25 protein-coding genes are annotated in these 23410 nt (G+C 71.3%); 11 read left to right on the top strand and 14 right to left on the bottom strand.

Features of this window, described 5'->3' with window-relative positions:
• The 4 genes from Air01nite_RS03140 to Air01nite_RS03125 all read right to left on the bottom strand — a co-directional run.
• Positions 1-468 (bottom strand): threonine ammonia-lyase (locus tag Air01nite_RS03140; protein ID WP_203700228.1); only part of this gene is annotated, 468 nt, incomplete at its 3' end.
• 112 nt (positions 469-580) lie between these two features.
• The gene (locus Air01nite_RS03135) at positions 581-1468 is read right to left on the bottom strand and encodes a DUF4328 domain-containing protein (protein WP_203700227.1); all 888 of its coding nucleotides are present in this window, start codon (positions 1466-1468) and stop codon (positions 581-583) included.
• A 93-nt stretch (positions 1469-1561) separates the two neighbouring features.
• Complete coding sequence (locus Air01nite_RS03130) at positions 1562-2962, bottom strand: amidase (RefSeq protein WP_203700226.1); 1401 nt, start codon at positions 2960-2962, stop codon at positions 1562-1564.
• Between the two features lie 69 nt (positions 2963-3031).
• Positions 3032-4174 carry a cystathionine gamma-synthase gene (locus Air01nite_RS03125; protein WP_203700225.1) on the bottom strand — a complete coding sequence of 381 codons (1143 nt, stop codon included), beginning with the start codon at positions 4172-4174 and terminating at the stop codon, positions 3032-3034.
• 105 nt (positions 4175-4279) lie between these two features.
• Here Air01nite_RS03125 and Air01nite_RS03120 point away from each other — a divergent pair, with 105 nt between their 5' ends.
• Positions 4280-5134: an NAD-dependent epimerase/dehydratase family protein gene (locus Air01nite_RS03120; protein ID WP_203700224.1), complete on the top strand. Its 855-nt coding sequence runs from the start codon at positions 4280-4282 to the stop codon at positions 5132-5134.
• 12 nt (positions 5135-5146) lie between these two features.
• Here the strand turns inward: Air01nite_RS03120 and Air01nite_RS03115 are convergent, their stop codons facing one another.
• Both Air01nite_RS03115 and Air01nite_RS03110 read right to left on the bottom strand, forming a co-directional pair.
• Positions 5147-5554 carry a type II toxin-antitoxin system VapC family toxin gene (locus tag Air01nite_RS03115; RefSeq protein WP_203700223.1) on the bottom strand — a complete coding sequence of 136 codons (408 nt, stop codon included), beginning with the start codon at positions 5552-5554 and terminating at the stop codon, positions 5147-5149.
• Between the two features lie 2 nt (positions 5555-5556).
• Positions 5557-5760, bottom strand: a complete 204-nt coding sequence (locus tag Air01nite_RS03110; protein ID WP_203700251.1) for a hypothetical protein — start codon at positions 5758-5760, stop codon at positions 5557-5559.
• Positions 5761-6100: 340 nt separating this feature from the next.
• On the opposite strand from Air01nite_RS03110, the gene Air01nite_RS03105 reads away from it, so the two are divergent.
• From Air01nite_RS03105 to Air01nite_RS03085, 5 genes are all read left to right on the top strand, one after another.
• On the top strand, positions 6101-6319 hold the full coding sequence (locus Air01nite_RS03105; protein ID WP_203700222.1) for a hypothetical protein: 219 nt from the start codon (positions 6101-6103) through the stop codon (positions 6317-6319).
• Between the two features lie 3 nt (positions 6320-6322).
• Positions 6323-6556, top strand: a complete 234-nt coding sequence (locus tag Air01nite_RS03100) for a hypothetical protein (RefSeq protein WP_203700221.1) — start codon at positions 6323-6325, stop codon at positions 6554-6556.
• On the top strand, positions 6543-6848 hold the full coding sequence (locus tag Air01nite_RS03095; RefSeq protein ID WP_203700220.1) for a winged helix-turn-helix domain-containing protein: 306 nt from the start codon (positions 6543-6545) through the stop codon (positions 6846-6848). Before Air01nite_RS03100 ends, Air01nite_RS03095 begins: the two co-directional genes overlap by 14 nt.
• A 14-nt stretch (positions 6849-6862) precedes the next feature.
• A complete protein-coding gene (locus tag Air01nite_RS03090; RefSeq protein ID WP_203700219.1) occupies positions 6863-7441 on the top strand; it encodes a hypothetical protein in 579 nt (192 codons plus the stop codon).
• Between the two features lie 145 nt (positions 7442-7586).
• Positions 7587-8654, top strand: a complete 1068-nt coding sequence (locus Air01nite_RS03085; protein ID WP_203700218.1) for a hypothetical protein — start codon at positions 7587-7589, stop codon at positions 8652-8654.
• A gap of 8 nt (positions 8655-8662) precedes the next feature.
• On the opposite strand, the gene Air01nite_RS03080 is transcribed toward Air01nite_RS03085, so the two are convergent.
• The 4 genes from Air01nite_RS03080 to Air01nite_RS03065 form a co-directional block, all read right to left on the bottom strand.
• Entirely contained in the window at positions 8663-9418 is a 756-nt protein-coding gene (locus Air01nite_RS03080) for a DUF899 family protein (RefSeq protein WP_203700217.1), read from the bottom strand.
• A gap of 106 nt (positions 9419-9524) precedes the next feature.
• Positions 9525-10184, bottom strand: coding sequence for a peptide-methionine (S)-S-oxide reductase MsrA (gene msrA / locus Air01nite_RS03075; protein ID WP_203700216.1), 660 nt, complete (start codon positions 10182-10184; stop codon positions 9525-9527).
• A gap of 131 nt (positions 10185-10315) precedes the next feature.
• Positions 10316-11557, bottom strand: a complete 1242-nt coding sequence (locus tag Air01nite_RS03070) for a glycoside hydrolase family 16 protein (protein WP_239090445.1) — start codon at positions 11555-11557, stop codon at positions 10316-10318.
• Positions 11558-11673: 116 nt separating this feature from the next.
• A complete protein-coding gene (locus tag Air01nite_RS03065) occupies positions 11674-13350 on the bottom strand; it encodes a substrate-binding domain-containing protein (RefSeq protein ID WP_203700215.1) in 1677 nt (558 codons plus the stop codon).
• Between the two features lie 471 nt (positions 13351-13821).
• Here Air01nite_RS03065 and Air01nite_RS03060 point away from each other — a divergent pair, with 471 nt between their 5' ends.
• On the top strand, positions 13822-14352 hold the full coding sequence (locus Air01nite_RS03060) for a GNAT family N-acetyltransferase (protein WP_203700214.1): 531 nt from the start codon (positions 13822-13824) through the stop codon (positions 14350-14352).
• A 180-nt stretch (positions 14353-14532) separates the two neighbouring features.
• Here Air01nite_RS03060 and Air01nite_RS03055 read toward each other — a convergent pair whose 3' ends face one another.
• Entirely contained in the window at positions 14533-14811 is a 279-nt protein-coding gene (locus Air01nite_RS03055; RefSeq protein WP_203700213.1) for a hypothetical protein, read from the bottom strand.
• Positions 14812-14983: 172 nt separating this feature from the next.
• Between Air01nite_RS03055 and Air01nite_RS03050 the strand changes: the two genes are divergently transcribed.
• Positions 14984-16690, top strand: a complete 1707-nt coding sequence (locus Air01nite_RS03050) for an aminotransferase class V-fold PLP-dependent enzyme (RefSeq protein ID WP_203700212.1) — start codon at positions 14984-14986, stop codon at positions 16688-16690.
• A 54-nt stretch (positions 16691-16744) separates the two neighbouring features.
• Positions 16745-17701, top strand: a complete 957-nt coding sequence (locus tag Air01nite_RS03045; RefSeq protein WP_203700211.1) for a S1C family serine protease — start codon at positions 16745-16747, stop codon at positions 17699-17701.
• A gap of 59 nt (positions 17702-17760) precedes the next feature.
• On the opposite strand, the gene Air01nite_RS03040 is transcribed toward Air01nite_RS03045, so the two are convergent.
• The 3 genes from Air01nite_RS03040 to Air01nite_RS03030 form a co-directional block, all read right to left on the bottom strand.
• Complete coding sequence (locus Air01nite_RS03040; RefSeq protein ID WP_203700210.1) at positions 17761-19422, bottom strand: choice-of-anchor A family protein; 1662 nt, start codon at positions 19420-19422, stop codon at positions 17761-17763.
• A 103-nt stretch (positions 19423-19525) separates the two neighbouring features.
• Positions 19526-20896 (bottom strand): cystathionine beta-synthase, encoded by a 1371-nt coding sequence (locus tag Air01nite_RS03035; protein ID WP_203700209.1) that lies wholly within the window; start codon positions 20894-20896, stop codon positions 19526-19528.
• Between the two features lie 64 nt (positions 20897-20960).
• Entirely contained in the window at positions 20961-21317 is a 357-nt protein-coding gene (locus tag Air01nite_RS03030) for a YkvA family protein (RefSeq protein WP_203700208.1), read from the bottom strand.
• A gap of 159 nt (positions 21318-21476) precedes the next feature.
• Between Air01nite_RS03030 and Air01nite_RS03025 the strand changes: the two genes are divergently transcribed.
• A complete protein-coding gene (locus tag Air01nite_RS03025) occupies positions 21477-22595 on the top strand; it encodes an SGNH/GDSL hydrolase family protein (protein WP_203700207.1) in 1119 nt (372 codons plus the stop codon).
• A complete protein-coding gene (locus Air01nite_RS03020) occupies positions 22592-23386 on the top strand; it encodes an SGNH/GDSL hydrolase family protein (protein ID WP_203700206.1) in 795 nt (264 codons plus the stop codon). Before Air01nite_RS03025 ends, Air01nite_RS03020 begins: the two co-directional genes overlap by 4 nt.
• The last annotated feature ends 24 nt before the right edge of the window (positions 23387-23410 follow it).

Here is a 23410-nt window from a genome sequence, read left to right as displayed (position 1 = left end):
GGCGATCACGTCGGGGTGGTCGAAGGGATGGATGAAGACCGCGCCGGTACGCTCCGCGAACTCCTTCGCCGCGACCAGCGACTCGTCGACGGTGGCGCCGACCAGCTCGATGGCCGCGCCGTAGCCCTTGGTCGCGGCCACCTTCGGCAGCGGCGCCCCGACGGGCATGAAGACGGTGGCACTGGTGCCGAGCATCTCGGCGGCGAGCGCGACGCCCTGCGCGTGGTTGCCGGCGCTCGCCGCGACCACACCGCGGGCCCGCTCGGCGTCGCTGAGCCGGGCGATCCGGACGTACGCGCCGCGGACCTTGTAGGAGCCGGCACGCTGGAGGTTCTCGCACTTGAGCCAGGCCGGCCCGCCCAGCCGGGCACTCAGCGGGCGAGAGGGTTCGAGGGGCGTGGTGCGCACGACGCCGGCAAGCAGCTGGCGCGCCGCCTCGACGTCGGCCAGCCCGACAAGGTCCGTCATGCCCCGATGGTCGCACTCCCGCGGGGGTCCGGCGCGCCGGGCCGCCGTGTTATGCCCGTCACGGGGTCGATCGCGGGCCGCTCACCGTGAACGCCGACCACGTCGGCGGGGCCTAACCCACCGCGTCCGCGCCACGCGACGCCCGCGCCGAGTCTGCGGCGGCGCCGCCACCGGGCGCGTGGGGCGAGTCGCCGGCCGTGCTCAGGACCGCCGGCCCGTCGGCCGGATCCGCCATTGGCGCGCCGGGCGAACCCTGGGCCGGGGTCGGGGACGCACCGCCAGGGGCGTACACGGAGTCGGTGCTCGTGGTTGGGGTGGCCGGCGGGGTCGACGCCTGGAGGAGGCGGTGCTGCTCCTCGTACCAACCGCGGTGGATGCGTTCGTCCTGGGCCGCCGAGATCCGGATGACGGCGAACGCGAAGGTGGCCGCGGCGATGACGCCCGCCACCGCGGCGACCGTCTCGGCGACCGCCAGGTTTCGGTAGTAGTCAGGCAACGTCGCGGTGGTGTCGCCCGACATCACCGACGCCAACTGGCGGAGGAACATCGAGATCACCAGGCTGAACCACCAGGTGATCGCCGCGGCCGTGACCGAGCGGTCGCGGCTGCTCTGGCGGGCCACGTTGGCCATCATGCGGCCCGGCACGAAGAGGTTGGCGAGCGGGAAGAACCAGCCGCCGATCGCCCAGCCGGCGCTCAGGAACGGTGTCGTGTCCGGGAAGGCGTCCAGGTTCTTGCGGGCCCGCCACAGCCAGACGATCGTCAGTACCAGGGCCGCGATCTGGGCCAGGGAGAACCCGACGTCGGCGAGCAGGGCCGTGCGCTCCAAGGAGAACGCGGTGTCGAGTTCCCCGGTCGCGTCGATGCTGATCGTGGCCGCCCAGAACAGCGCCGCGACGGCCACCACGGTCAGGGCGGCCACGCCGACCGCGACGACCGCGGCCAGGCCGACACCTCGTACCCGATAGGTCTTGTGTCCTTCGAAGACCGCCTGGTTCATCGCCTGTCCCCCGCGTCATGATCTTGAACGCGGACGATTGTCCGTGAGGTCGCGGACGCGGAGATCAACCAAGCGGCTCGATATCGACGCCGATCAGGCGGTCCCCGCAGGGTCCTCGACGCGGGGCCAGGAGCGCGCGTACCGCGGCCAGGGTGCGGCCAGCTCGAACTGGCCCGCGATCGCGAGCAGCAGGGTCTCGCTGCCGGGCGGGCCGACGAGCTGCACGCCCAACGGCAGGCCGTCCGGGCGCATGCCGACCGGCACGACCAGGGCGGGCAGGCCGGCGAGGTTCCAGGGTGCGGCGTACGGCGCGTACCGCAGGCTGGTCATGGTGTTGGCTCGCCACGACCTGGCCGACCACTGCTCGGCCGCCGGCGGCGCCGCGGCCAGCGCCGGGGTGACCAGCACGTCGACGCCGTGGTCGGTGAAGAAGTCGATCGAGCGCTGCCGCCAGGCGTCGCGGTCGGCCTGGCGCACGTAGCCGCGGCGGTTGACCCAGTCGCCCAGCGCGGCATGCCGGCGGCTGCGCGGCTGCAGCGCGGCGCGGTCCAGGGCGTCGAACTCGACGTCGCCGGCCGCCGCGGCGAACCAGTGGGCCATGCCTTTCAGGCCCAGCGACACCGGATAGACCGGGTCGACCGACGTCACGTCGTGCCCGGCGCCGACCAGCAGCTTGGAGGCGGTGGCGACCGCCTCGCGGTTGGGCTCGTCGGTGCGGATGCCGGTGACCGGCGAGCGGGTCGACACCGCGAACTTCAACCGGGCCGGCTCGACCAGCTTCTCGGGATTGCGACCGGCGAGGACCGCGAACACCAGTGCCGCGTCGGCCACGCTCGTCGCGAGCACGCCGTGCTCCGTGAGCCCGAACCACCCGTCGACGCCCAACTCGCGCGGCACCACGTCGCTGCCCGGCTTGAGCCCGACCAGGCCGCAGCAGGCCGCCGGGATGCGGATGGAGCCGAGGCCGTCGGTGCCGTGCGCGACCGGCACCATGCCGCTGGCCACCGCGGCGGCCGCACCGCCCGACGACCCGCCGGGCGTGCGGTCGGTGCGCCACGGGTTGCGGGTCACCGCGGTCTCGTCGTCCGTCATGCCGAACAGCGCCAACTCGGGCATCCGGGTGATGCCGACGGCGACCGCGCCGGCGCCGCGCAGCCGGCGGACGACCTCGTGGTCCTCGGCGGCTACCGGCGTGCGCGCGGCCGCCGAACCGTTCCAGATCGGCGAACCGGCGATCGCGGTGTTCTCCTTGATCGCGATCGGGACGCCGGCCAGCGGCAGGCTCGACAGGTCCTCGAGGACGTCGACCTCCTCCGCCTCGACGATCGCCGCGCCGGCCCGCACCGTGCGGAACGCCGACACCACCGGGTCCGCGATGGCGATGTGGTCGAGGTGGTCCGCGACCACCCGGGTCGCGGTGGTGTCACCGCGCCGCACGGCACGGGCGATCTGGCGCGCGGACGCACCGACCCAGCTCGGCACACTCTCTGACACGGGCCACCCTCCCCATCGGACCGCGACTGGGCCACCAGGAGGCGACCCTAACCGCAGTGTCTCAATAGGTCAGCCCAGGGCGCGCTCCAGGTCGGCCAGGAGATCGTCAGCGGTCTCGATGCCCACCGACAGTCGCACAAGATCCGCGGGAACCTCAAGCGGCGAGCCCGCCGCGCTCGCGTGGGTCATCCGACCAGGGTGCTCGATCAGCGACTCGACGCCGCCCAGCGACTCGGCGAGGATGAACAGCTTCGTGGCCTCGCAGATGCGTACCGCCGCCTGCTCACCGCCCGCGGCGCGGAACGAGACCATGCCGCCGAACCGCCTCATCTGCTTCGCGGCGGTCTCGTGCCCCGGGTGGGTGGGCAGGCCCGGGTAGTGCACCTCGGACACGGCCTTGTGGTTGCGCAGGTAGTCGACCACGCGCTCGGCGTTGTCACAGTGGCGGTCCATGCGTACGCCCAAGGTCCGGATGCCCCGCATGGTCAGCCAGGCATCGAACGGTCCGTTGATCGAACCCATGGCGTTCTGGTTGTACGCGAGCCGCTCACCGAGCTCGTCGTCGCTGACGATCAGCGCGCCGCCGACCACGTCGGAGTGCCCGCCGAGGTACTTCGTCGTCGAATGGACGACCACGTCGGCGCCGAGGCTCAGCGGCTGCTGCAGGTAGGGCGACGCGAACGTGTTGTCGACGACCAGCAGCGCACCGGCGTCGCGGGCCAACGCGGCCGTCGCGGCGATGTCGTTGATGCCGAGCAGCGGGTTCGACGGCGTCTCGATCCAGATGACCTTGGTCTGCCCCGGCCGGATCGCGGCCCGGATCGTGTCGATGTGGTGGATGCTGGCCGCGGTCCAGGTCAGCCCCCAGCGCTCGGCGACCTTCGCGAAGAGCCGGAACGTGCCGCCGTACGCGTCGTCCGGGATCACCACGTGGTCGCCCGGCTGGCAGACGGTGCGCAGCAGGGTGTCCTCGGCGGCGAGTCCGCTGGCGAACGCCAACCCACGGCGGCCGCCCTCCAGCGCGCGCAGGCACTCCTGCAGGGCGTCCCGGGTGGGGTTGCTGGAGCGGCTGTATTCGTAGCCCTCGCGCGGCGCGCCGACGCCGTCCTGGGCGTACGTGCTCGTCTGGAAGATCGGCGGCACGACGGACCCGGTGCGTTGCTCCGGATCCTGGCCGGCGTGGATGGCGAGCGTCTCGAAACCGTAGGTCATTTGATGGAGGCTAGTCGCCGACTGCTTTCTTGTGGCGGGCGACGTGCCCGCTTTGCCGGGTTCCTTCCGCGCTATGCGAAACGGATTCCCTGTAGTTTCTGCGGAATGACAACACGCGTCGTCGTCACGGGCGGCAGCGGCAAACTGGGCCGCGCCGTGGTGCGAGAGCTTTTGGACCACGGGTACGAGGTGCACAACGTCGACCGGGTGCCGTCGCCCGACCCGGTGGCCCCGTTCACCCGGATCGACCTGGGCGACTATGGCCAGGTCGTGGAGGCGTTGGCCGGCATCGAGGACCGCTATTCGTCGGTGGACGCGGTGGTGCACCTGGCCGCGATCCCCGCGCCGGGCCTGACCGGCAACGCGGCCACCTTCACGCACAACATCACCGCGACCCACCACGTCTTCGCGGCGGCCCGGGCCGCGGGCATCACGAACATCGTGTGGGCGAGCAGCGAGACGCTGCTGGGCCTGCCGTTCGGCGAGTGCCCGCCGCCGTACCTACCGGTGGACGAGGACTATCCGGCGCGCCCACAGTCGTCGTACGCGCTGGCAAAGCATCTGGAAGAACAGATGGCGGCGCAGTTCTGCCGCCTGAACCCGTCGTTGAAGATGATCGGCCTACGCTTCTCGAACGTGATGGAACCGTCGGATTACGCGGCGTTCCCGTCTTACGCGGCCGACCCCACGCTCCGAAGCTGGAACGCCTGGTCCTACATCGACGCCCGCGACGGCGCCCAGGCGGTGCGGCTGTCTCTGGAGTTGGACGCGACAGGCATGGAAATCTTCGTCATCGCGAACGCGGACTCGGTGATGCCGCAGAGGTCAGCAGACCTGGCCGCTGAGGTCTTCCCCGACATCCCGATCAAGCGAGACGTCGGCGAACACGGCACCTTCCTGTCGATCGAGAAGGCCCGCCGCATCCTGGGCTACGAACCCCAACACACCTGGCGGACCTGACCGAGCTGAGCGTCATGTGCGAGGTGCGACGAGCACAAGCCCGTGGTGCTCAACGAAGTCGGCATAGTCCTTGACGTTGTAGGTCGCGAGCGGAAGACCTTCCGTGATACAGGCAGCGGCGATCCAGGCGTCGTTGGTCGGATGCATTCGACCGCGACGCCTGCCCGCGGCCGACAGCCGTCCCCACGCCTGCGCCGTTTCCCAGCTGGCGTCGAGCATCGGGCAATGCGACATCCAGCCGTCGAGCGCCGCCAGGTTCCGCAGGCTCCAGTCGCGCAAGGCCGCCCATTGCGTGAGCTCCGCGACGCTGACAAAGGTCAGGCACCAGCCGTTGCCGGCAAGGCGGGCCGACATGGCTGGGTCGAGTTTGTTGCGGAAGATGCGAGAGGCAACGTCGGTGTCAAGGACGACGTAGTTCACCGTTACGCCAGATTCGACTGGCGTTCCGCTCTGACGTGGGCGAGGAAGGCGTCTAGCTCTGCGTCTGTTTCGAAGATGTCGAAGTCTGCCATGTCAGCGACATCGCGAACCGGGACGATCCCGCGACGTCGCGCCTGCTCCTCCAGCGACTCGCGTTCGCCAAGGAATCGCTTTGACGCATCGAAGCGGTGAGCGTCGGTAGACATGAGTCACACCTCCGTGGCCCAGTGTGACAGGTTCGGCGCGGGCCTGGGGACCCGCGCCAGTGCCATTTCGGCGCTGGACGATGCCGAGTTGCCCGCGTTCTCGACGGCGGCTATGTGCTGGAGATCGAAAACGAGTCTGGTGAGTCCAAGGGCCTGGCCTGCGTCAGCGACCGCGACACCGAACCGCTGGGATGAACGCCGGCTTGGACGGATCATCGCGGTTCGGCTGGGCGGGGCAGGTCGTCGGGTAAGAGGTAGGCCGAGTGCGTCTGGATCAGGCGCTTGGTTACCGAAGCGACATGTAGTTGCCATGTTGGCAAGAGCCGGTCATCCTGGGGTTATGCCCGAGGATGTCTCCCGTGACGAGGCGAGGGCCGTGCTCGATCGGGCGGCTGAGTCCCGCAGGCGCATTCTCGCCGCGCAGGCGCGTTGGGTCGTGGTCGCGAAGCTCGTCGTGGCCGTGCTGTTCGCGGCGGTGACGCTCACGTGGGGGTTCGTGGAGCCGTTCGTGCTGCGAACGGTGCTGGCCTTCGTCGTGATCGGACTCATCCCGCTCTAGGCCATGGTGTGGGGCCGAGTCGACCGCACGCAGTGGCGTGCGGACCTGCCGCCGCGTCGTCAGTGGGAGGGTTACGTGGCGGCGGCGCTGTTCACCGTCGTGATCGTCGTCGGCGACGCGGTGGAGGTGGACGGCCGGGACATGGCGGGGCGACCGGGCTACTGGGTCCCGGCTGCGGCGCTGGTCGCCGCCCCGTTCGTCATCTCCGCCTGGCGGGACCGCCGTGGCGACGCATAACCATCCCCGGCACGACCTCGACGACCTGCTCACCAACCCGATCCGGCTCTCGGTCGTGGCGGGCCTCGTGGGGGTCGAGCAGGCCGAGTTCGCACTGGTCCGCGACGCCGTGGAGATCACCGACGCTGCCTTGTCGAAGCAGGTTGCCATCCTGGAACAGGCCGGTTATCTCAGCGTCCACAAAGGGCGGGTCGGCCGCCGCCCGCGCACGTGGCTGGAGCTGACAGATGCGGGCCGCGAGGCGTACGCGACACACCTACGCGCCCTGCGCGCCATCGCCGGAGACCCGTGAGGCAGGGTCGACGGGTGCACCAAGATGCCGAGTTGCCTGCGTGGTGTCGAGGCGCGATTGCCGAAGCGACGGCCTCGATGTCCCGATTCGGCGGCCTGCGCGCAAGGCTTGGCCTCGTTCGTCCCGAAGAAGGCGGACGCCGGCACCCAGTCCTCGCCGGATGGCGGGTTGGCTGGAACATCGGCAACAGCACCGATGGTCAGCGGCCCGACAACGACGCCGTCGTGCTGCCTGAGGGGTCGTCGTCGATCGATCCGGGCACAACCAGCATGGTGCTACTCAGCCCGGTCCACCCCATTAGCTGGGATCACGTGAAGCCTGGCGACGTCGTGCGGATGAGGGATGGGAATCGGATCATCGGGGCGGCGACGGTGGTCGAGCGCGTGGCGCCGACCAACGAACACCTCGTCGGAAGGTGGCCACTCTTCAGCAGCGTTCGCTTCCTCAACGACGTCGAGGGATTCCCTGCCGGAACGCCGGCGACGATCATCGACGTTTTCGACGGCGGCTATGTGCTGGAGATCGAAAACGAATCCGGTGAGTCCACGGGCCTGGCCTGCGTCAGCGACGGCGACATCGAACCGCTGAGATGAACGCGCCGCGGCCAGAGGTTTGGCGCGGATTCCGGGGACCCGCGGCAGCGTACGGCGAGGTCAGGCTTCGACTCCAGCGAGCGGTGAGCTACTGATTCGCCGTCCGTCCACCCCAGAAATCAACGGGGATGGCTAGGCTGCCCGAATGTTCACGGACGACGCCGATTCTGATCTGCGCAAGTTGGCCGACGATCCGCAATTCCCGCATCGCGCTGCGGCACAGCGTGCCGTCCGTTTCCGGGCCACCGGCGATGTGGCGGATCTGCTTGCGGTGCAGGACGATCCGCATCCCTGCGGGATGACCGACATGATATTTGCCTTGGCCGCGTGGAAGCGTCCGTGGCTGAACTGGGTGCCGATGCCGAGCGAGGCGATCATCACGCTCGCCAACGATGTCGGTGCCAGCCGTGCGAAGGGAGAACAGGTCGTAGCCACCGAACTGGGACTCTCGTCGGCCGAGCCCGCCAGCGCCATCACCGCCTGCCGGCGGGTAATCGGGCCGATTGCCATCGGCATTGCCGAGTTCCCGCCGCCCGACATCCGGGTGCCGCTGCGGTCCGGCCGGTACCAAGTGTGGCGGTACGACGGCGAGGAACCGGTGCCGGCCGTGCCAGCGCCGTCACCAGCAGCGATACAGGTGCTGCACGAGGCGGGCGGCGAGCCTTGGGCATCGCCGTTGTCGGGCCACGCACAGGCGGCGCCGCTCGGCAAGCTGTCGCTCGAGGACCTGCTCGGGATGCTCGCGCACCTACCCGGACCGCCGCCTACCCGACGCTGGCAGATTCTGGCGACATCCACCCCCACGTACTGGTACCGGCTCATGCAGCCGTGGATCTGCCTCGGCATACTGCACCACCGCGCCGACGAGCCGTGGCCGACGTCGACGCGGCGCGAGGTGCTCAGCGACCTCGCGCTGGGCGTTGAGGACTGGGTCGCCGACTCGGCGTTGTTCGCCCTCGTCACCGCGGCCTATCTGGACCCGGCCGCACGGGACGAGGTCCGCGGCCTGGTCCGGACCCGCCTTGACGCGGCGGTCGCGGCGAACCGCCTCGTCACCATCGAGCAGTCACTGGCCACGCTGATGCTGCTCACCCCTGGCTGCCGTCGCGACGACAAGGCCGTCGCCACGGCAGCGATCTCCCGAGCCAACCCGGACGGCGAGGGCGAACGGCCGGCCCCACCGAAGAAGCGCCGCTTCTGGCAACGCGGCTGACGGTTGGGTCAGTGGTGGGGTCCGTGGCGGCCGAGGGTGGTCACCGGGCCTGCGCCTGGGCGGGTCCACTCGGCCGTCGGGCGGCCGGTTTCGCCCCAGGTCGAGTTGCCGTCGACGTCCGTGCGCCAGTACCAGCAGGCGTGTTGGCCCTTCGGCCAGCCTTCCGGCTTCTCCTCCCACTCCTCGCCGCGGCCGTAGACGGTGCGGTCCAGCAGGCCGAAGACGCCGTTGATCGCTTCGTTGCCGCGGCCCGTTGTGCGGTACGTGAGGAACGTGCGGTCGCCGTCGCGCAGGTAGCTGGTGAGGTAGCCCATCTCGCCGCCGATCGGCTCCGGGGCGTCGCGGACCGAGTACCACGGCAGTGTGAAGCCCATGAAGTCCACGAAGTCGGCCACCTCGGGCCACACACCAGTGGTCAGGAAGGCGAACGAGACGCCCCGCGCGTTGAGGTAGGAAGCGTCCTTGACGTTCCACGCCGTGAACGTGCAGCCCTCGCACTGCCCCTGGTGTGGTGTGTCGTCGTACCACATGTGCTTGTAGACGAGCAGCTCGTCACGGCCCTGGAAAAGGCTCAGGAACGGGACCGGGCCCTCCGGCCCGACCACCTCGACCGAGCCGTCGAACTCGACCATCGGGAGCCGGCGGCGGGCCGCGGACAGGGCGTCGCCCTCGCGGGTGTGCGCCTTCTCGCGGACCAGAAGCTCGTCGCGGGCGGCCTCCCAGGTGGCCATGTCGACGATCGGCGGGCGTGCGTCGGTGCTCATGGTGTCCTCCGTGGTGGTCTGCCGAGATTCTCAGCTTTCGCCACGCCGGATTCTTCTCCAGCGACCATGGATCCGCAGCCCGTCGTCGAGGTCGGGCGCGGCCGGATCAGGCCGTCTTGGCCACGCCCACCGGGCAGGTCATGCCGTTCGGGCCGTGGTTGCAGTAGCCGTAGGGGTTCTTCGAGTCCGACAGGTACTGCTGGTGGTAGTCCTCGGCGTAGTAGAAATCGGTCAGCTTGCCGATTTCCGTCGTGATCTCGCGGCGGCCCGTCGCCCGGACGATCGGCGCGAAGGCGTCCCGGGACGACTGCGCCTCGGCCAGCCGCTCGTCGGTGGTCACGTAGATCGTCGAGCGGTACTGGGTGCCCACGTCGTTGCCCTGGCGCATGCCCTGGGTCGGGTCGTGGTTCTCCCAGAAGACCTTGAGCAGGTCCGCGTAGTCGATCTTCGCGGGGTCATAGACCACCTGGACCACCTCGGCGTGGCCGGTGCCTCCGCTGCACACCTCTTCGTAGGTGGGGTTGCGGGTCTGGCCACCCGCATATCCAGCCGCAGTCGAGATCACGCCCGGCAGCCTCCAGAACAGGCGCTCGGCTCCCCAGAAACAGCCCATGCCGAAGACGGCGAGCTGCGCGCCCGCCGGCCACGGCCCGGTCATCGGGTTGCCCAGCACCACATGCCGGTCGGCGACCGGCATGCCGAACGCGCGGCCCGGCAGGGCCTCACCCGGCGCGGGCAGGTCGGACTTCATTCGACGCAGGAACACGGTGGTACTCCTTTCGTTCCACCATGTGTAACAGCGGGGGCCCCGCGACCCTTACCCGAAAGGACAGAACGGAGGGGCCCACCCAGGACGGAAATGGGCCCCTTCGTCCGAAGCGGTCGGGCGGGCAGCGATCAGCTGCGCGACCACTTCTGGTTGGCACCGCCGCCGCAGTCCCAGATCTGCAGCCGGGTGCCGTTGGCCGAGCTCACGCCGGTGGCGTCCATGCACTTGTTGGATTGCGGGTTGACGATGTCGTTGGCGGCCGTGAACGTCCAGCGTTGGGCGCCGCTGCCGTTGCAGTCCCAGATCTGCAGCTTCGCGCCGTTGGCCGTCGAACCCGACGGGACGTCGAGGCATTTGCCCAGGGCGCGGACCGAACCGTCGGCGGCCCAGGTCCACTGCTGCGCGGCCGTGCCGTTGCAGTCCCACAGCTGCACGGCGGTGCCGTTGGCCGGGTTGGCTCCGGCGACATCCACGCACTTGCCGCCGATGCCGGTGATCCGGCCGCCACCGCTAGGCGGCGGGTTGGTGCCACCCGGCGGGGCGTACGCGCGGACGTAGTCGACCGTCATCGACTGCGGGAAGGTGGTCGAGCCGTCCGGATAACCGGGCCAGTAGCCACCGACCGCCACGTTCATGATCATGAAGAAGTTGTGGTCGAAGACCCAGCGGTCGCCGCCGAGGTCGGCCGGGGTGCGGCGCTGGTACTCGTTGCCGTCCACGTACCAGATGATCAGGTTGGGCGACCAGTCGACCGCGAAGGTGTGGAAGCCGTCGGCGAACGCCCCGCCGATCGAGTAGGCCGCGCCGATGCCCTCGGCGCCCGAGTAGCCCGGGCCGTGGATCGTGCCGTGCACCATGTTGGGCTCGCGGCCGATGTTCTCCATGATGTCGATCTCGCCGCTGGTCGGCCAGTTGACCGGCGCGCCGAGCATCCAGAACGCCGGCCAGATGCCCTGCCCACGCGGGATCTTGAGGCGGGCTTCGAAGCGGCCGTACGTGCGACTGAAGGTGGCCGCGGTGAGCAGCCGGGCCGACGTGTACTGGCAGGTGCCGTAGTGGCACTGGTAGTTGGCCGGGTTCTCCCGGCGCGCGGTGATCACCAGGTTGCCCGCGCCGTCCATGGCGGCGTTGCGGGTGCTGTTCGTGTAGTACTGCTGCTCGTTGTTGCCCCAACCGCTGCCGCCGATGTCGAAGCGCCACTTCGACTGGTCGACGGCACTGCCGGCGGGCCCGTTGAACTCGTCGGACCACACCAGTGGCCCGGGTGCCGGTGCCGCGCTCGCGGGAGCGGCGGCCAGCGGCACCGTCAGCGCGGTGGCGACCAGCATGGCGCTCACCGCTGCTGAGATCAGTGTGCGGGGACGGCGCACGACGATCACCTCTTCAGCCGGATACAAAGACGGACGTAACTATCTGGAAACTTGTCAGATAGATGAACGTCGTGTCAAGAGAGCGCTCTCACCCGGTTGTCAGAATTTCCGCACCATCACCCGTGCAGGCCGCCGGCCGCCACGTGGATGAACACCGCCGACACCTCGTTGGCCGTCGACAGCGTGTCGACATAGCCCTGGGCCGGCTCGAGCGCCTCCTCCAGCTGCGCCGACGACTGCTTGGTGGCCTCGGCGTCGCCGAACACGACCACGCTCAGGCTGACCGGGCTCTCCTCGTCGGCCGCCGCCTTCAGCTCCGCGTTGAGCGCCGCCAGCGTCAGCGTCGAGCCGCGGTCCTCGTTGCGGCCGTCGGTGAAGACCAGGACCCGATTTGGTACGTCCTTGCGGGCGTTCTCCTGCGCGTTCTTGTACGCGGCCAGGATCGTCTCGTACAACCCGGTGCCGTTGGAATGGGTCTCGAGCCCCCGGCAGGTGTCCACCGTGGCCTTGCGGTGCGACTCCGTCAGCGACTCGGCCGGCAGCAGCTCGCGGTAATCGCGCGGCGGGTCGAGCTGCGTGCCGAACTCCCAGACACCCAGCCGGCTGTCGTCGGGCAGGAGGTTCTCGAGCTGCTCGCAGCCCTGGGCGACCAGCTTGATCAGCGACTGGTCGGAGCCCGGCGCCGGGTCGTTCATCGAACCGGACACGTCGACGACCACGAGCAGGTCGGTCTGCCGGTCCTCCGCGTACCAGGTGGCCAGCACGTGGTCGACGTGGTGCGCGCCGAGGAACGGCATCTGTTTCGCCGCCAGCGCCGGCAACTGCTCGGCGCCCGGCGGCGGCTCGTCCGGCTCGTCGGACCTCGGCGAACGCAGGCCGGCGGCGGCGATCGCGGCCGCACCGTCGGGCGAGCCCAGCGCGTCGAGCAGGCGGTCCAGGGCGCCGGCGCGGTCGTCGTCCGCGAGGGCGGCGTTGGTCGGGAACCAGGTGTAGCGCAGCGCCACCCGGAAGTCCTTGCCGGCCAGCACGGCACCCGTGCGGCCCAGCCGGCCGAGCTGCGGCACCAGGGCGTACTCGGCGACCAGGCCGACCTCACCGCGCCGGTCGGGCAGCGCGACCCCGCCGCCGCGCACGGTGCGGGTCTTCGCGTACGCCCGGGACAGCACCTGGGCCGACGCGTCCATGCCCTGCCCCTCCCAGACGGTCTCGGCCATCGACCCCGCGCCGACCATGCCGTCACCGGAGGTGCCCGGGTCGCGCACGGCCAGCCGTACCGCCGGATCCGTGTCGAGGAGGTTGGCCAGGGCGAGCCAGGAGTCGCCGGCGGCGCGCAGCTTCGCCGCGGTCGGCGCGTCGGTGACCATGTAGATCGGGCTGTCGGCGACCACCGTGCCGGCGCCACCGAGGCCGACGGTGTTCTCGGGGCCGAGCCGGGCCAGGTCGAGGTCGGGCGCGGTGCCGACCCACGAGGTGTCGTCGGGGATCCACACGTCGGCGCCGGTCTGCCGCACGGTGTCGGGCGCGGCGCGGCCGTCCGCCACGACGATGTCCATCCGCACGCACTCGTCGGACTTGGTGAGCTTGGGCGCCATCCCGGCGAGCACCGGAGCGAACGACGACGCGGTGACCACCTTCAGCTTGCGGCCGCAGGACGAGGCGCCGGACGTCAGCGCCGACCAGCCGTCGCCGCGGAACACGACGATGCCGGCGGCGACCAGGGCGGGCAGGCCGAGCAGGAGGAAGGCGAACACGGTCAAGCGGACGGCCCCGGAACGGGCCGCGTGCTTACCCATCACGTCGTCAGATCCCCCCTCGACGCGGTCGACCGACCCCCGAAAACCGGTCACATCCGCCGTTATCCCGCGGTGCTCACCAAAATTCGATCTCTGTGTTGCCGCCAAAAGTGGCATATGACCCAGAAAAAACCGTTGCTCGGCACCTCGACGCGTGGATAGCGTGGCCATACACGGGAAAGGAGGTGGTCCAGCTTTGTATAGCACTGGGACTCGTGAGGTGGCTGCCCGCTAGCCGCTGTCCTTGACAGTTTCCGTTCGTCGAGACCGTGTGGCAGCGGTGCGGCGAAACACAAGCAGCCACCCGACCCCCGAGGTGCCGGCCCAGTCCAGCCGGCCCGTGCGTGCACGGTGCACCTCGGGGGTCGACCCATTTCTACCGTCTTTCTGCGAAACTCAAGGCGACCCGTACGGACGACCTACATCGATCCGATCAGACAATCGGCTGACAGCCGTTATGGAGCCATTTCCGTGACGTTCTCACTACGTCTCGCACAGGCCGTGGACATCGACGATATCGGCGCCCTCCACTACGACTCCCGGATTGCCGCCTATCGAGACTTCGTGCCGATTGCCGGGCTCCAGGCGCTCTCTCCGGAATCGCTGGCGGCATGGTGGCGAGAACGATTCACGTACGAGAGCGAAACGCATCGGCTGACGGTCGCGGTCGATGACGGGCGGACGGTCGGGTTCAGCTATGTCGGCCCCGAGGAAGAGCACACGGCGGGCGTCGGCCAGTTGTACGCGATCCATCTCGACCCGGCGACGCAGGGGCGCGGGTTCGGCCGGGCGCTGATGGCGGACGCGCTGGACACGATGCGCGACAACCGCTGGGGCAGCGCCGTGCTCTGGGTGCTCGACGGCAACGCGCACGCCCGGCGCTTCTACGAGCGGGGCGGCTGGCGGCCCGACGGCCGGGAACGGGAAGAACTGATGGGCGCGGCTCCCACCCGCCAGTTGCGTTATGCGCTCAACTGGCTGGGCGAGAGTGCGCGACCTTGATATGCGGGGGAACCGATTGGTCACGCACCCTCGCCCGCCGTACCCAACCGCTGCCGGTGATGCCTGGCCGGAGGCATCGTGACCAGCGGAGGCTAGCCGGTCTCGGACCGCGGGTGGGTGTTTGCGGGAGTGCCGCAGTGCTGGCGGAGCACGCGGCGGTCACCGCGGGTGAAGGAGTCTTCAGTTGGTCGACAACAAGCGCCGGACGCTGTTGAGGTCGTGTCGTGCCGTCCAGCCCTCGCGCCACGAGCGACGGGATGCCGCCAGGGCGTGCTCGGCAACGCGCCGGGAGTGGCAGGGCCAAGCCCCGCCGCAGCCGCCACAGCCGCCGTCGCGACTAGGTCGTGCGTGCCGCCCGAGAATGTCCCGGGCGTCTTGCCAGAGGAGCCGGTCGACGACGTCGTCCGGCGCGGTTTCGCGGTCCGGAGTGGCCCAGACGGTATGGTCGACGCTGACCATCGGTCTCCCTTGATCGCAGCGGCCTGCCGGCCGCCGTACGCATATGGAACCGTCTCGCGGTCGCCCGCAATCGGACAGAGTGTGCGACTTCCCGGATTAATCCGGTTTGTAGAGCTAGCGGCTCCCTGACAATCGCATCCGGAAACCCGTTTCGGGCTCACATACTGACCCCATGAGCACGGCAGAGCCGCCGCTGCTACGCCTGGTACGAGAAGGCGTCATCGGCGATGACCAGGTGATGTGGGGGCCCTATGGGCCGCGCCGGGTGACCTATGCCGACTACACCGCCTCGGGGCGGGCGCTCACCTTCGTCGAGGACTTCATCCGGCACGAGGTGCTCCCCCGGTACGCCAACACGCACACCGAGTCGTCCGGCACCGGGCGGCAGACGACGCGGTTGCGCGAGGACGCCCGGGCGGTGATCCGGGACGCGGTCGGCGGCGACGCGGACACCGTGGTGATCTTCGCCGGTTCCGGCGCGACCGGCGCCATCGACAAGCTCGTCCGGATCCTCGGCATCCGGCTTCCGGCGGAGCTCGACGACGCGTACGGGCTGGGCCGGCTGATCCCGCCCGAGCAGCGGCCGGTGGTCTTCATCGGCCCCTACGAGCACCACTCCAACGAGCTGCCCTGGCGCGAGTCGATCGCCGACGTGGTGGTCGTCCCCGAGGACGCCGACGGGCACGTCGACTGTGCGGCGCTGGCCGCCGAACTGGCCCGGCACGCCGACCGGCCACTCAAGATCGGCTCGTTCTCGGCCGCCTCCAACGTCACCGGGATCATCACCGACGCCACCGCGATCTCCGCGCTGCTGCACGAGCACGGCGCGCTGGCCTGCTGGGACTACGCCGCCGCCGGCCCGTACGTGGACATCGACATGGCCGGCAAGGACGCGATCTTCCTCTCGCCGCACAAGTTCGTCGGCGGTCCCGGCACGCCCGGCGTGCTGGTCGTCCGCCGGCACCTGCTGCGCAACCGGGTGCCGACCGTGCCGGGCGGCGGCACCGTCGACTACGTCAACGCCGTCGAGCACCACTACCTGAGCGACCCCGCACACCGCGAGGAGGGCGGCACCCCGGCGATCGTCGAGTCGATCCGCGCGGGCCTGGTGTTCGCGCTCAAGCAGGCCGTCGGCACCGACCTGATCCGGGCGCAGGAGGAGCGGTTCCGCCGGATGGCGATGGACGCTTGGGCGGCCAACCCCGCGGTCGGCGTGCTCGGCAACCCCCACGCCGACCGGCTGTCCATCCTGTCCTTCGTCGTGCGCCGGCCCGGCGGCCGCTACCTGCACCACAACTTCGTCGTGGCACTGCTCAACGACCTGTTCGGCATCCAGTCCCGGGGCGGCTGCTCGTGCGCCGGGCCCTACGGCCACCGGCTGCTCGGCATCGACCTCGACCGCTCGCACCGGTTCGAGCAGGAGGTGATGGCCGGCTGCGAGGGGATCAAGCCCGGCTGGGTCCGGGTCAGCTTCAACTACTTCCTGACCGACGTGGTCTGCCGCTACATCGTCGAGGCGGTCGACCTGGTCGCCCGGGAAGGCTGGAAGCTGCTGCCGGACTACCGGTTCGACCCGCACTCCGGTCTCTGGCGGCACCGCCGCGGGCTCGCCGAGCCGGCGCTGCGGCTGACCGGGCTGGCCTTCGACGCGGATGGCGTGCGGTGGGCGGACGCGGCGCCCGCGGAACGCGCCCCCGAGGAGGCGCTGCCGGGCTATCTGGCGGAGGCCAGGACGATCTTCCAGGGGTACGACGGCAGCGGGAACGGCGAGGGCGCCGGCGCGCTGGCGGTCTCGCCCGGTTTCGAGGCGCTGCGCTGGTTCGACCTGCCCGCTGTGTGCCTGGGCGCCGAGCCCGAGGGCGTCGCGCGTTCGCTCTGAGCGAATCTCGCCGAACCGCGGCATCCCCGCCGGTCACCCGGTGTTGTGGAAGGCGTGGATACCGAACCGAACGGACCGGAGCGCGACGACGCCGCGCTCGACGCGTACTCGCGGGTCGTCACGACGGTGGCCGCACAGATCCTGCCCAGCGTGGCCGCGGTCTCGGTGCGCACCAGCCGCGGCGCCGGCGCGGGGTCGGCGGTGACCTTCACCGACGACGGCTTTCTCCTGACCAGCGCCCATGTGGTCGAGGGCTCGACCGGCGGCACGGCGACCTTCGGCGACGGTGCCGAGGCCGCCTTCGACGTGGTCGGCCGCGACCCACTCTCCGACCTCGCCGTGCTGCGGGTGCGCCAGCCGGGCGCGCGCCCGGCCCCGCTCGGCGACGCCGACAAGCTGCGGATCGGCCAGCTCGTCGTGGCCGTCGGCAACCCGCTGGGGTTGGCCGGCTCGGTCACCGCGGGCGTGGTCTCCGGGCTCGGCCGATCGCTGCCGGCCCGCGAGGGCCGGGCCATCCGGCTGATCGACGACGTGATCCAGACCGACGCGGCGCTGAACCCGGGCAACTCCGGCGGCGCCCTGGTCGACTCCGCCGGCCAGGTGATCGGGATCAACACCGCGGTCGCCGGGTACGGGCTCGGCCTCGCGGTGCCGATCAACCGCAACACCCGGCAGATCATCGGCGACCTGATCCAGGACGGCCGGGTGCGCCGGGCCTGGCTGGGCGTCGCGGGCGTGCCGGTGCCGCTGCCGCCGCAGGTCAGCGCGCGGACCGGGCAGCGCAACGGCCTGCGGGTCGTCGAGGTCGTGCCGGGCAGCCCGGCCGGCGTCGCCGGGATCTACCTGGGCGACGTCCTGCTGACCGCCGGCGGCCAGCAGATCCAGAACGTGCAGTCGCTGCAGCGCCTGATGCTCGGCCCGGCGATCGGCAACCGGCTGTCGATCACCGTCCTGCGCCGCGGCGCCTTCGTCGACGTGGTCGCGGTGCCGGCCGAGCTGAGCACCCGATAGACAGCGGCGAGCCGGCTCCCTCTGCCGAAGGGAGCCGGCTCGGCCGGGGTGGTGCCGGGTCAGAGTGCGTGTGCGGGGTGGCGGCGGCGCTTGCGGCGCCGGCCGAGCAGCAGCAGCGCGGCGCTCACCACCAGGATGGACAGACCGGCGATGACCAGCCGGACGTTCGACGGGCGAGTGAGGTCCTGACCGCCCTCCGACCCACCCTGGCCGGGCAGCGAGCCGTAGTTGGCGATCACCGCGGGATCGGCGCTACCGGACGGGGTGGCCGCCGCGCTGCCCGTGGCGGTTGCCGACGGGCTCGGGTCCGCGAGCTCACCGCCCAGGTCACCGCCGGCCGCGGATCCGTCACCCAGCACCGGGTCGTCGAAGGCGGTCACGGCCGGATCGCCGGACGCCGCGTTATCAGCCGGCTCGTCGGTCGGGACGGGATCACCAGTCGGCGCCGCGCCGTCGGCCGGACCGCCGCTGTCCGGGGCCGGGCTGTCGCCGGTGCCCGGCCGGGCCGACGGCTCGCCGGTCGGGGGCGCGGGCGCCGCGACCGGGGACGCCTTGTCCGACGGCTCGGGCATGAACGCCGGCTCGGTCGGCCACGACCAGGGCAGCTTGCTGTAGAGCGGAGCCGGGTCGTCGGTGTGCCTCGACGCGGTGGGCCGCGGCCGGGGCCGGTGTGACGGGGAGGCGGCCGGCCGGGTGGCCGCCTTGGTCGGCGGGACGGCGGACGTCGTACCCGCGGAACGGAGTCCGTCCGACGCCGACCCGCACTGCAGCGTGGTGTTGAAGGGCAGGTCGTGCGTCTCGCCGCCGTTGGTCGCCGCCGTGCCGTGCGTGTAGCTCTTGACCACCACGTTGCCTTCGTTGTTGGCGGTGTTGACGTCGGTGAACGCGGCGTACGGCGCGTAGATGGTGCCCTCGGCGGTGTCGGTGCCGACCTGCGTGATCGCCGTGGCGTGCGGGAAGTTCATCAGGATGAACGGCGCCTGGTTGTCGCTGACCCCGGCGAAGTTCGCGGTCCGCCACTCGAAGCTCTCGCCGGTGTCCACGTTGACCAGCAGCGGGGTCGCCGCGCTGGGCTGCGTGTTGAAGGTCAGGTCGGACAGGTTGTTGAACTCGTCGCCGGTCAGCCGCAGGACGTTGGTCCGGTTGGGCGTCAGCGAGATGTACGCCCGCGTGGCGGGCGTGCGCAGTGGCCGGGCCAGCACGTCGCCGCCGGAGTCGCGCAGCGGCACGTTCGCCGTGCAGGTGGCGAACTGTGCCGACCGCTCCCGGAACGTGTCGAACACGCCCTCGAAGTCGAGCGCGTCCTGCGCGGCCAGGCTGGCCTTGCGGTCGCCCGGCACCGGGCCCGGCGGGTCCGCGGCACGGATCAGCACGCTGGCGCCGTCGGCCTTGAGCACCTCCGCGTCGACCACCGGCGGGGCGCCGATCAGGGCCCGGCCGCCGATCACCAGCGGGCTGTCGCCGGCGCCGACGCGGACGTTGCGCTCGGCGGCGATCCGGTAGCCGGCGCCGAAGGTCAGGTCGCCGCCGACCGCGAGGGGCCCTTCGCTCTCGGCGCCGGTGAGCGACGCCTCGTCCTCGACGAGCACCAGGAAGCCGAGCCCGCCCTCGACCGGGTTCACCGGCCCGGTCGCGGCCGCCGGCGTCAACATCCACAGCGAAGCGCCGGCCGCGACGGCTCCCATCGCCGCCGCGGCCACCCATCTGGCTTTCCTGGCCATGCGAAAACCGCCCCCCGAAGCGAATAAACCTCTAAGAGGTAGTATTCACCTCGAATAGGACAGAGTTCGCGTTTTGCGCGAAATGCTTAAATTGGAGAAAAGCTCACCGTGCGCCGAGGTGCGCGAGCAGGTCCTGCCGGGTGATCACGCCCTTCGGCTTGCCGTCGATCAGCACCAGCGCCGCGTCCGACCGCTCCAGCAGCGCGACCGCCTCGCTCACCGGCTGGCCCCCGCCGATCATCGGCAGCGGGGAGTGCATGTGCTTCTCGACCATGTCGTGCAGGTGCGCCTGGCCGGTGAACAGCGCGTCCAGCAGCTCCTTCTCGACGATCGAGCCGGCCACCTCGCCGGTCACCACCGGCGGCTCGGCCTTGAGGACGGGCACCTGCGACACGCCGAACTCGCGCATGCGGTCGATCGCCTCGCGGACCGGGTCGGTCGGGTGCACGTGCACGAGCTCCGGCATCTGACCGTCCTTGCCGGCGAGCACGTCGGCCACGGTCGGCTCGGCGCCGCCGGTGGTCAGGAACCCGTACCGGGCCATCCAGTCGTCGTTGAAGATCTTGGAGAGGTAGCCACGGCCGCCGTCGGGCAGCAGCACGACGATCACGTCGTCCGGGCCGGCCCGGTGGCCGATCTCGAGCGCCGCCGCGACCGCCATCCCGCACGAGCCGCCGACCAGCAGGCCCTCTTCGCGGGCCATCCGCCGGGTGATGTCGAACGAGGTCTTGTCGGAGACCTCGACGATCTCGTCGCAGATCGACTTGTCGTAGGTGTCGGGCCAGAAGTCCTCGCCGACGCCCTCGACCAGGTACGGCCGGCCGGTGCCGCCCGAGTAGACCGAGCCCTCCGGGTCGGCGCCGATCACCTTCACCGCGCCGCCCGAGGCCTCCTTGAGGTAGCGGCCGACGCCGGAGATCGTGCCGCCGGTGCCGACACCCGCCACGAAGTGGGTGATCCGGCCGCCGGTCTGCTCCCAGATCTCCGGGCCCGTCGTCTCGTAGTGCGAGCGCGGGTTCTCCTGGTTGGCGTACTGGTTGGGCTTCCAGGCGCCCGGGATCTCGCGGGTGAGCCGGTCGGAGACGTTGTAGTACGAGCGCGGGTCCTCGGGCGCGACGGCGGTCGGGCAGACCACCACCTCGGCGCCGTAGGCGCGCAGCACGTTGCGCTTGTCCTCGCTGACCTTGTCAGGGCAGACGAAGACGCAGCGGTAGCCCTTGAGCTGGGCGACCAGCGCGAGCCCGACCCCGGTGTTGCCGCTGGTCGGCTCGACGATGGTGCCGCCGGCCTGCAAGAGGCCGGCCTTCTCGGCCGCCTCGACCATCCGCAGCGCGATGCGGTCCTTGACCGAGCCACCGGGGTTGAAGTATTCGACCTTGGCAAGCACCGTCGCGTCGATGCCGGCCGTGACGTTGCGCAGCCGGACGAGCGGCGTGTTGCCGATGAGGTCGACGACGTTGTCGTAGTAGCGCACGGCGTTGTGCCCTTCTGGGTCCGCCCCGCCGGTCGGCGGGTCGATCCCAGCCTACGTGCGCAGGTCAGGGAAGCACGGTGCCGGGTATGACGGCCTTGCCGCGGGCCTCCCAGGCCAGGAACCGCTCGGTCTCGGCCAGCACGGCGCCGGCCAGCCAGGTCACCGCGACGACGTCGTCGACCAGCCCGAACAGGGCCAGGAACGCCTCGGGCACGAAGTCGAGCGGGGAGACGACGTAGATCGTCGCGGCGGTCATCAACGCCAGGCGCATGCCGCCGTCGTACTCGCCGCGGCTCGTCGCTCTGATCATCCGGGGCACGGCGGCGAGCCGCGTGCCGACACCCGGGCCGCCACGGGCACCGGCCGTCAGGGCCTTGCCCAGCGCGACGAATGCCGCGGTGCGCTTCAACGTCTTCGCCATCGGCTTTCGACCTCCTTCCCCACCATGATGCCCAGAACGCGCCACCCCCAATCGCCGCGAGGTTTGTCACCTCGCGGGCCTCGTGGAGCGGGGAAGCACCTTTTCGAGCGCATCAGCGTTAGCCTCGTAGCCGATACATCACACATGGGGGGCACGCCAATGGGGGCAGCCGAGGCAGTGGCCTGGCGCACCGCCGCCCGGACGGTCGCGCGGTTCACGGCCGTCGGTGCGGGGGTCACGGCGTTCGGAGCGGTGGCCGGCGCCGCGCTCATCGTCGGGCAGGCCGAGCAGGCCCGCCGCCGCATCCCGCAGGCGCAGGAGCCGCCACCGCGCGGTGACGGTGTCTACGGCACCCGGTTCCCCGGTGAGCCCATCGAGATGGTCGTGGTCGGCGACTCGTCGGCCGCCGGTTACGGCGTGCACAAGCCGCGCGAGACGCCCGGCGCGCTGCTGGCCACCGGCGTCTCCCGCCGGCTGCAGCGGCCGGTCCGGCTGCACCGGCACGCGGTGGTCGGCGCGCTCTCCGCGGGGCTGCCGCACCAGGTCGAGGCCGCCCTCGAGCGCACGCCGCAGCCCGACCTCGCCGTGATCATCATCGGCGGCAACGACGTCACCCACCGCACCAGCACCCACATCGCCGTGCGGCACCTGGTCAACGCGGTCCGCAAGTTCCGCGCCGCGGGCGCCCGCGTGGTCGTCGGCACCTGCCCCGACCTCGGCACGATCCAGCCGATCCAGCCGCCGCTGCGCTGGCTGGCCGGCCGCTGGAGCCGCCAGCTCGCGGCCGCGCAGACCGTGGCCAGCGTCGAGGCCGGCGCCTGGACCGTCTCCCTCGGCGACCTGCTCGGTCCCCGGTTCGCCGCCGAGCCCGCCCGGATGTTCAGCCTCGACCGGTTCCACCCGTCCGCCGACGGCTACGCGCTGGCCGCCGCCGCGATGCTGCCGACCGTGCTGGCCGCGTTCGGCGCGCCCGAGGAGGGCGTCGCGCTGCGCGCCGGCGAGGGCGTGCGGTCGCTGGCGCAGGCCGCGCAGGAAGCCGCCCGCCAGCCCGGCACCGAGGTCAGCGGCACCCAGGTCGCGGGCCGCGACCGGGGCCCGGCGGGTCGTTGGGCGCAGCTGCGCCGGCGCCCGGCCGCGTGGTTCGGTCCCGGTCCGGGCGGCGCCCGTCGCCTGTTCGGGAACCTCCGCGGAGCCGCGCCGACGTTACCCTTGGAGGCGGCGAGCGAGGAGACGGAGCGCGAGGAGGCGCAGCCGTCCACGGTGGAGGAGTTGGCATGACGTCACGCGGTCTGGCCGGCCGGATCGGCCGCACGGCCGCTTTGACGCTGTTCGCCGGCACGCTCGCCGGCGCGGCGCTGCTGACCGGCGAGTTCGTCGCCGCCCGCAACCGCCGCTACGCCCAACCGCAGCTCGGCCTCGCCCTGCGCACGGCCGTCGGGCGCGAGGGTGCGCCCGAGGTGCGCCTGGTGCTGCTCGGCGACTCCACGTCGCTCGGAGTCGGCGTCGACGACGTCGGCGACACCGTCGGCGGCCAGCTCGCCCGCCTGCTCGCCGACACGGCGGGCCTGCGCGTGCAGCTCTCCTCGGTCGGCGTCTCCGGCTCGCGCTCGACCGACCTGGCCACCCAGGTGGCGCGGGCGCTGCTCGGCGAGCGGCCCGACCTGGCCGTGATCCTGATCGGCGCCAACGACGCGACGGCGCTGCGGCGGCCGGGCGAGTCGGCCGCCTACCTGGCGGCCGCGGTGCGCCGGCTGCGCGACGCGGGCGTCGAGGTGGTCGTCGGCACCTGCCCCGACCTCGGTGCGGCGCGGGCCATCGACCAGCCGCTGCGGGAGATCGCCGGCTGGTGGGGCCGGCAGACGGCGGCCGCGCAGGGCCGGGCGGTCCGGGCGGCCGGCGGCGCGGTGGTCGACCTGGCCGCCGAGACGGGCGCGGTGTTCCGCGCCGACGCGGGCACGCTCTGCTACGACGGCTTCCACCCGTCGGCCGACGGCTACCGGGTCTGGGCACACGCCCTGCTCCCGGCCACATCGGCGCTGGCCGGCCTGGGGCGGTCACCGGCGTCCTGACGCGCCGGAGATTGAGACCAATCG

Origin of the sequence: Asanoa iriomotensis, from assembly GCF_016862515.1 — a bacterium.
Taxonomy (GTDB): domain Bacteria; phylum Actinomycetota; class Actinomycetes; order Mycobacteriales; family Micromonosporaceae; genus Asanoa; species Asanoa iriomotensis.
The sequence above is the reverse complement of the archived record's forward strand: the minus strand, read 5'-3'. Positions and strand labels throughout refer to the sequence as shown.

Coding starts and splice junctions, on each gene's coding strand:
- Air01nite_RS03125 (WP_203700225.1), bottom strand. CDS start 4,174: ATGACCTACGGTTTCGAGACGCTCGCCATCCACGCCGGCCAGGATCCG.
- Air01nite_RS03105 (WP_203700222.1), top strand. CDS start 6,101: ATGCCCGAGGATGTCTCCCGTGACGAGGCGAGGGCCGTGCTCGATCGG.
- Air01nite_RS03100 (WP_203700221.1), top strand. CDS start 6,323: ATGGTGTGGGGCCGAGTCGACCGCACGCAGTGGCGTGCGGACCTGCCG.
- Air01nite_RS03135 (WP_203700227.1), bottom strand. CDS start 1,468: ATGAACCAGGCGGTCTTCGAAGGACACAAGACCTATCGGGTACGAGGT.
- Air01nite_RS03080 (WP_203700217.1), bottom strand. CDS start 9,418: ATGAGCACCGACGCACGCCCGCCGATCGTCGACATGGCCACCTGGGAG.
- Air01nite_RS03055 (WP_203700213.1), bottom strand. CDS start 14,811: ATGGTCAGCGTCGACCATACCGTCTGGGCCACTCCGGACCGCGAAACC.
- Air01nite_RS03040 (WP_203700210.1), bottom strand. CDS start 19,422: ATGGCCAGGAAAGCCAGATGGGTGGCCGCGGCGGCGATGGGAGCCGTC.
- Air01nite_RS03025 (WP_203700207.1), top strand. CDS start 21,477: ATGGGGGCAGCCGAGGCAGTGGCCTGGCGCACCGCCGCCCGGACGGTC.
- Air01nite_RS03020 (WP_203700206.1), top strand. CDS start 22,592: ATGACGTCACGCGGTCTGGCCGGCCGGATCGGCCGCACGGCCGCTTTG.
- Air01nite_RS03030 (WP_203700208.1), bottom strand. CDS start 21,317: ATGGCGAAGACGTTGAAGCGCACCGCGGCATTCGTCGCGCTGGGCAAG.
- Air01nite_RS03050 (WP_203700212.1), top strand. CDS start 14,984: ATGAGCACGGCAGAGCCGCCGCTGCTACGCCTGGTACGAGAAGGCGTC.
- Air01nite_RS03120 (WP_203700224.1), top strand. CDS start 4,280: ATGACAACACGCGTCGTCGTCACGGGCGGCAGCGGCAAACTGGGCCGC.
- Air01nite_RS03065 (WP_203700215.1), bottom strand. CDS start 13,350: ATGGGTAAGCACGCGGCCCGTTCCGGGGCCGTCCGCTTGACCGTGTTC.
- Air01nite_RS03085 (WP_203700218.1), top strand. CDS start 7,587: ATGTTCACGGACGACGCCGATTCTGATCTGCGCAAGTTGGCCGACGAT.
- Air01nite_RS03110 (WP_203700251.1), bottom strand. CDS start 5,760: ATGTCTACCGACGCTCACCGCTTCGATGCGTCAAAGCGATTCCTTGGC.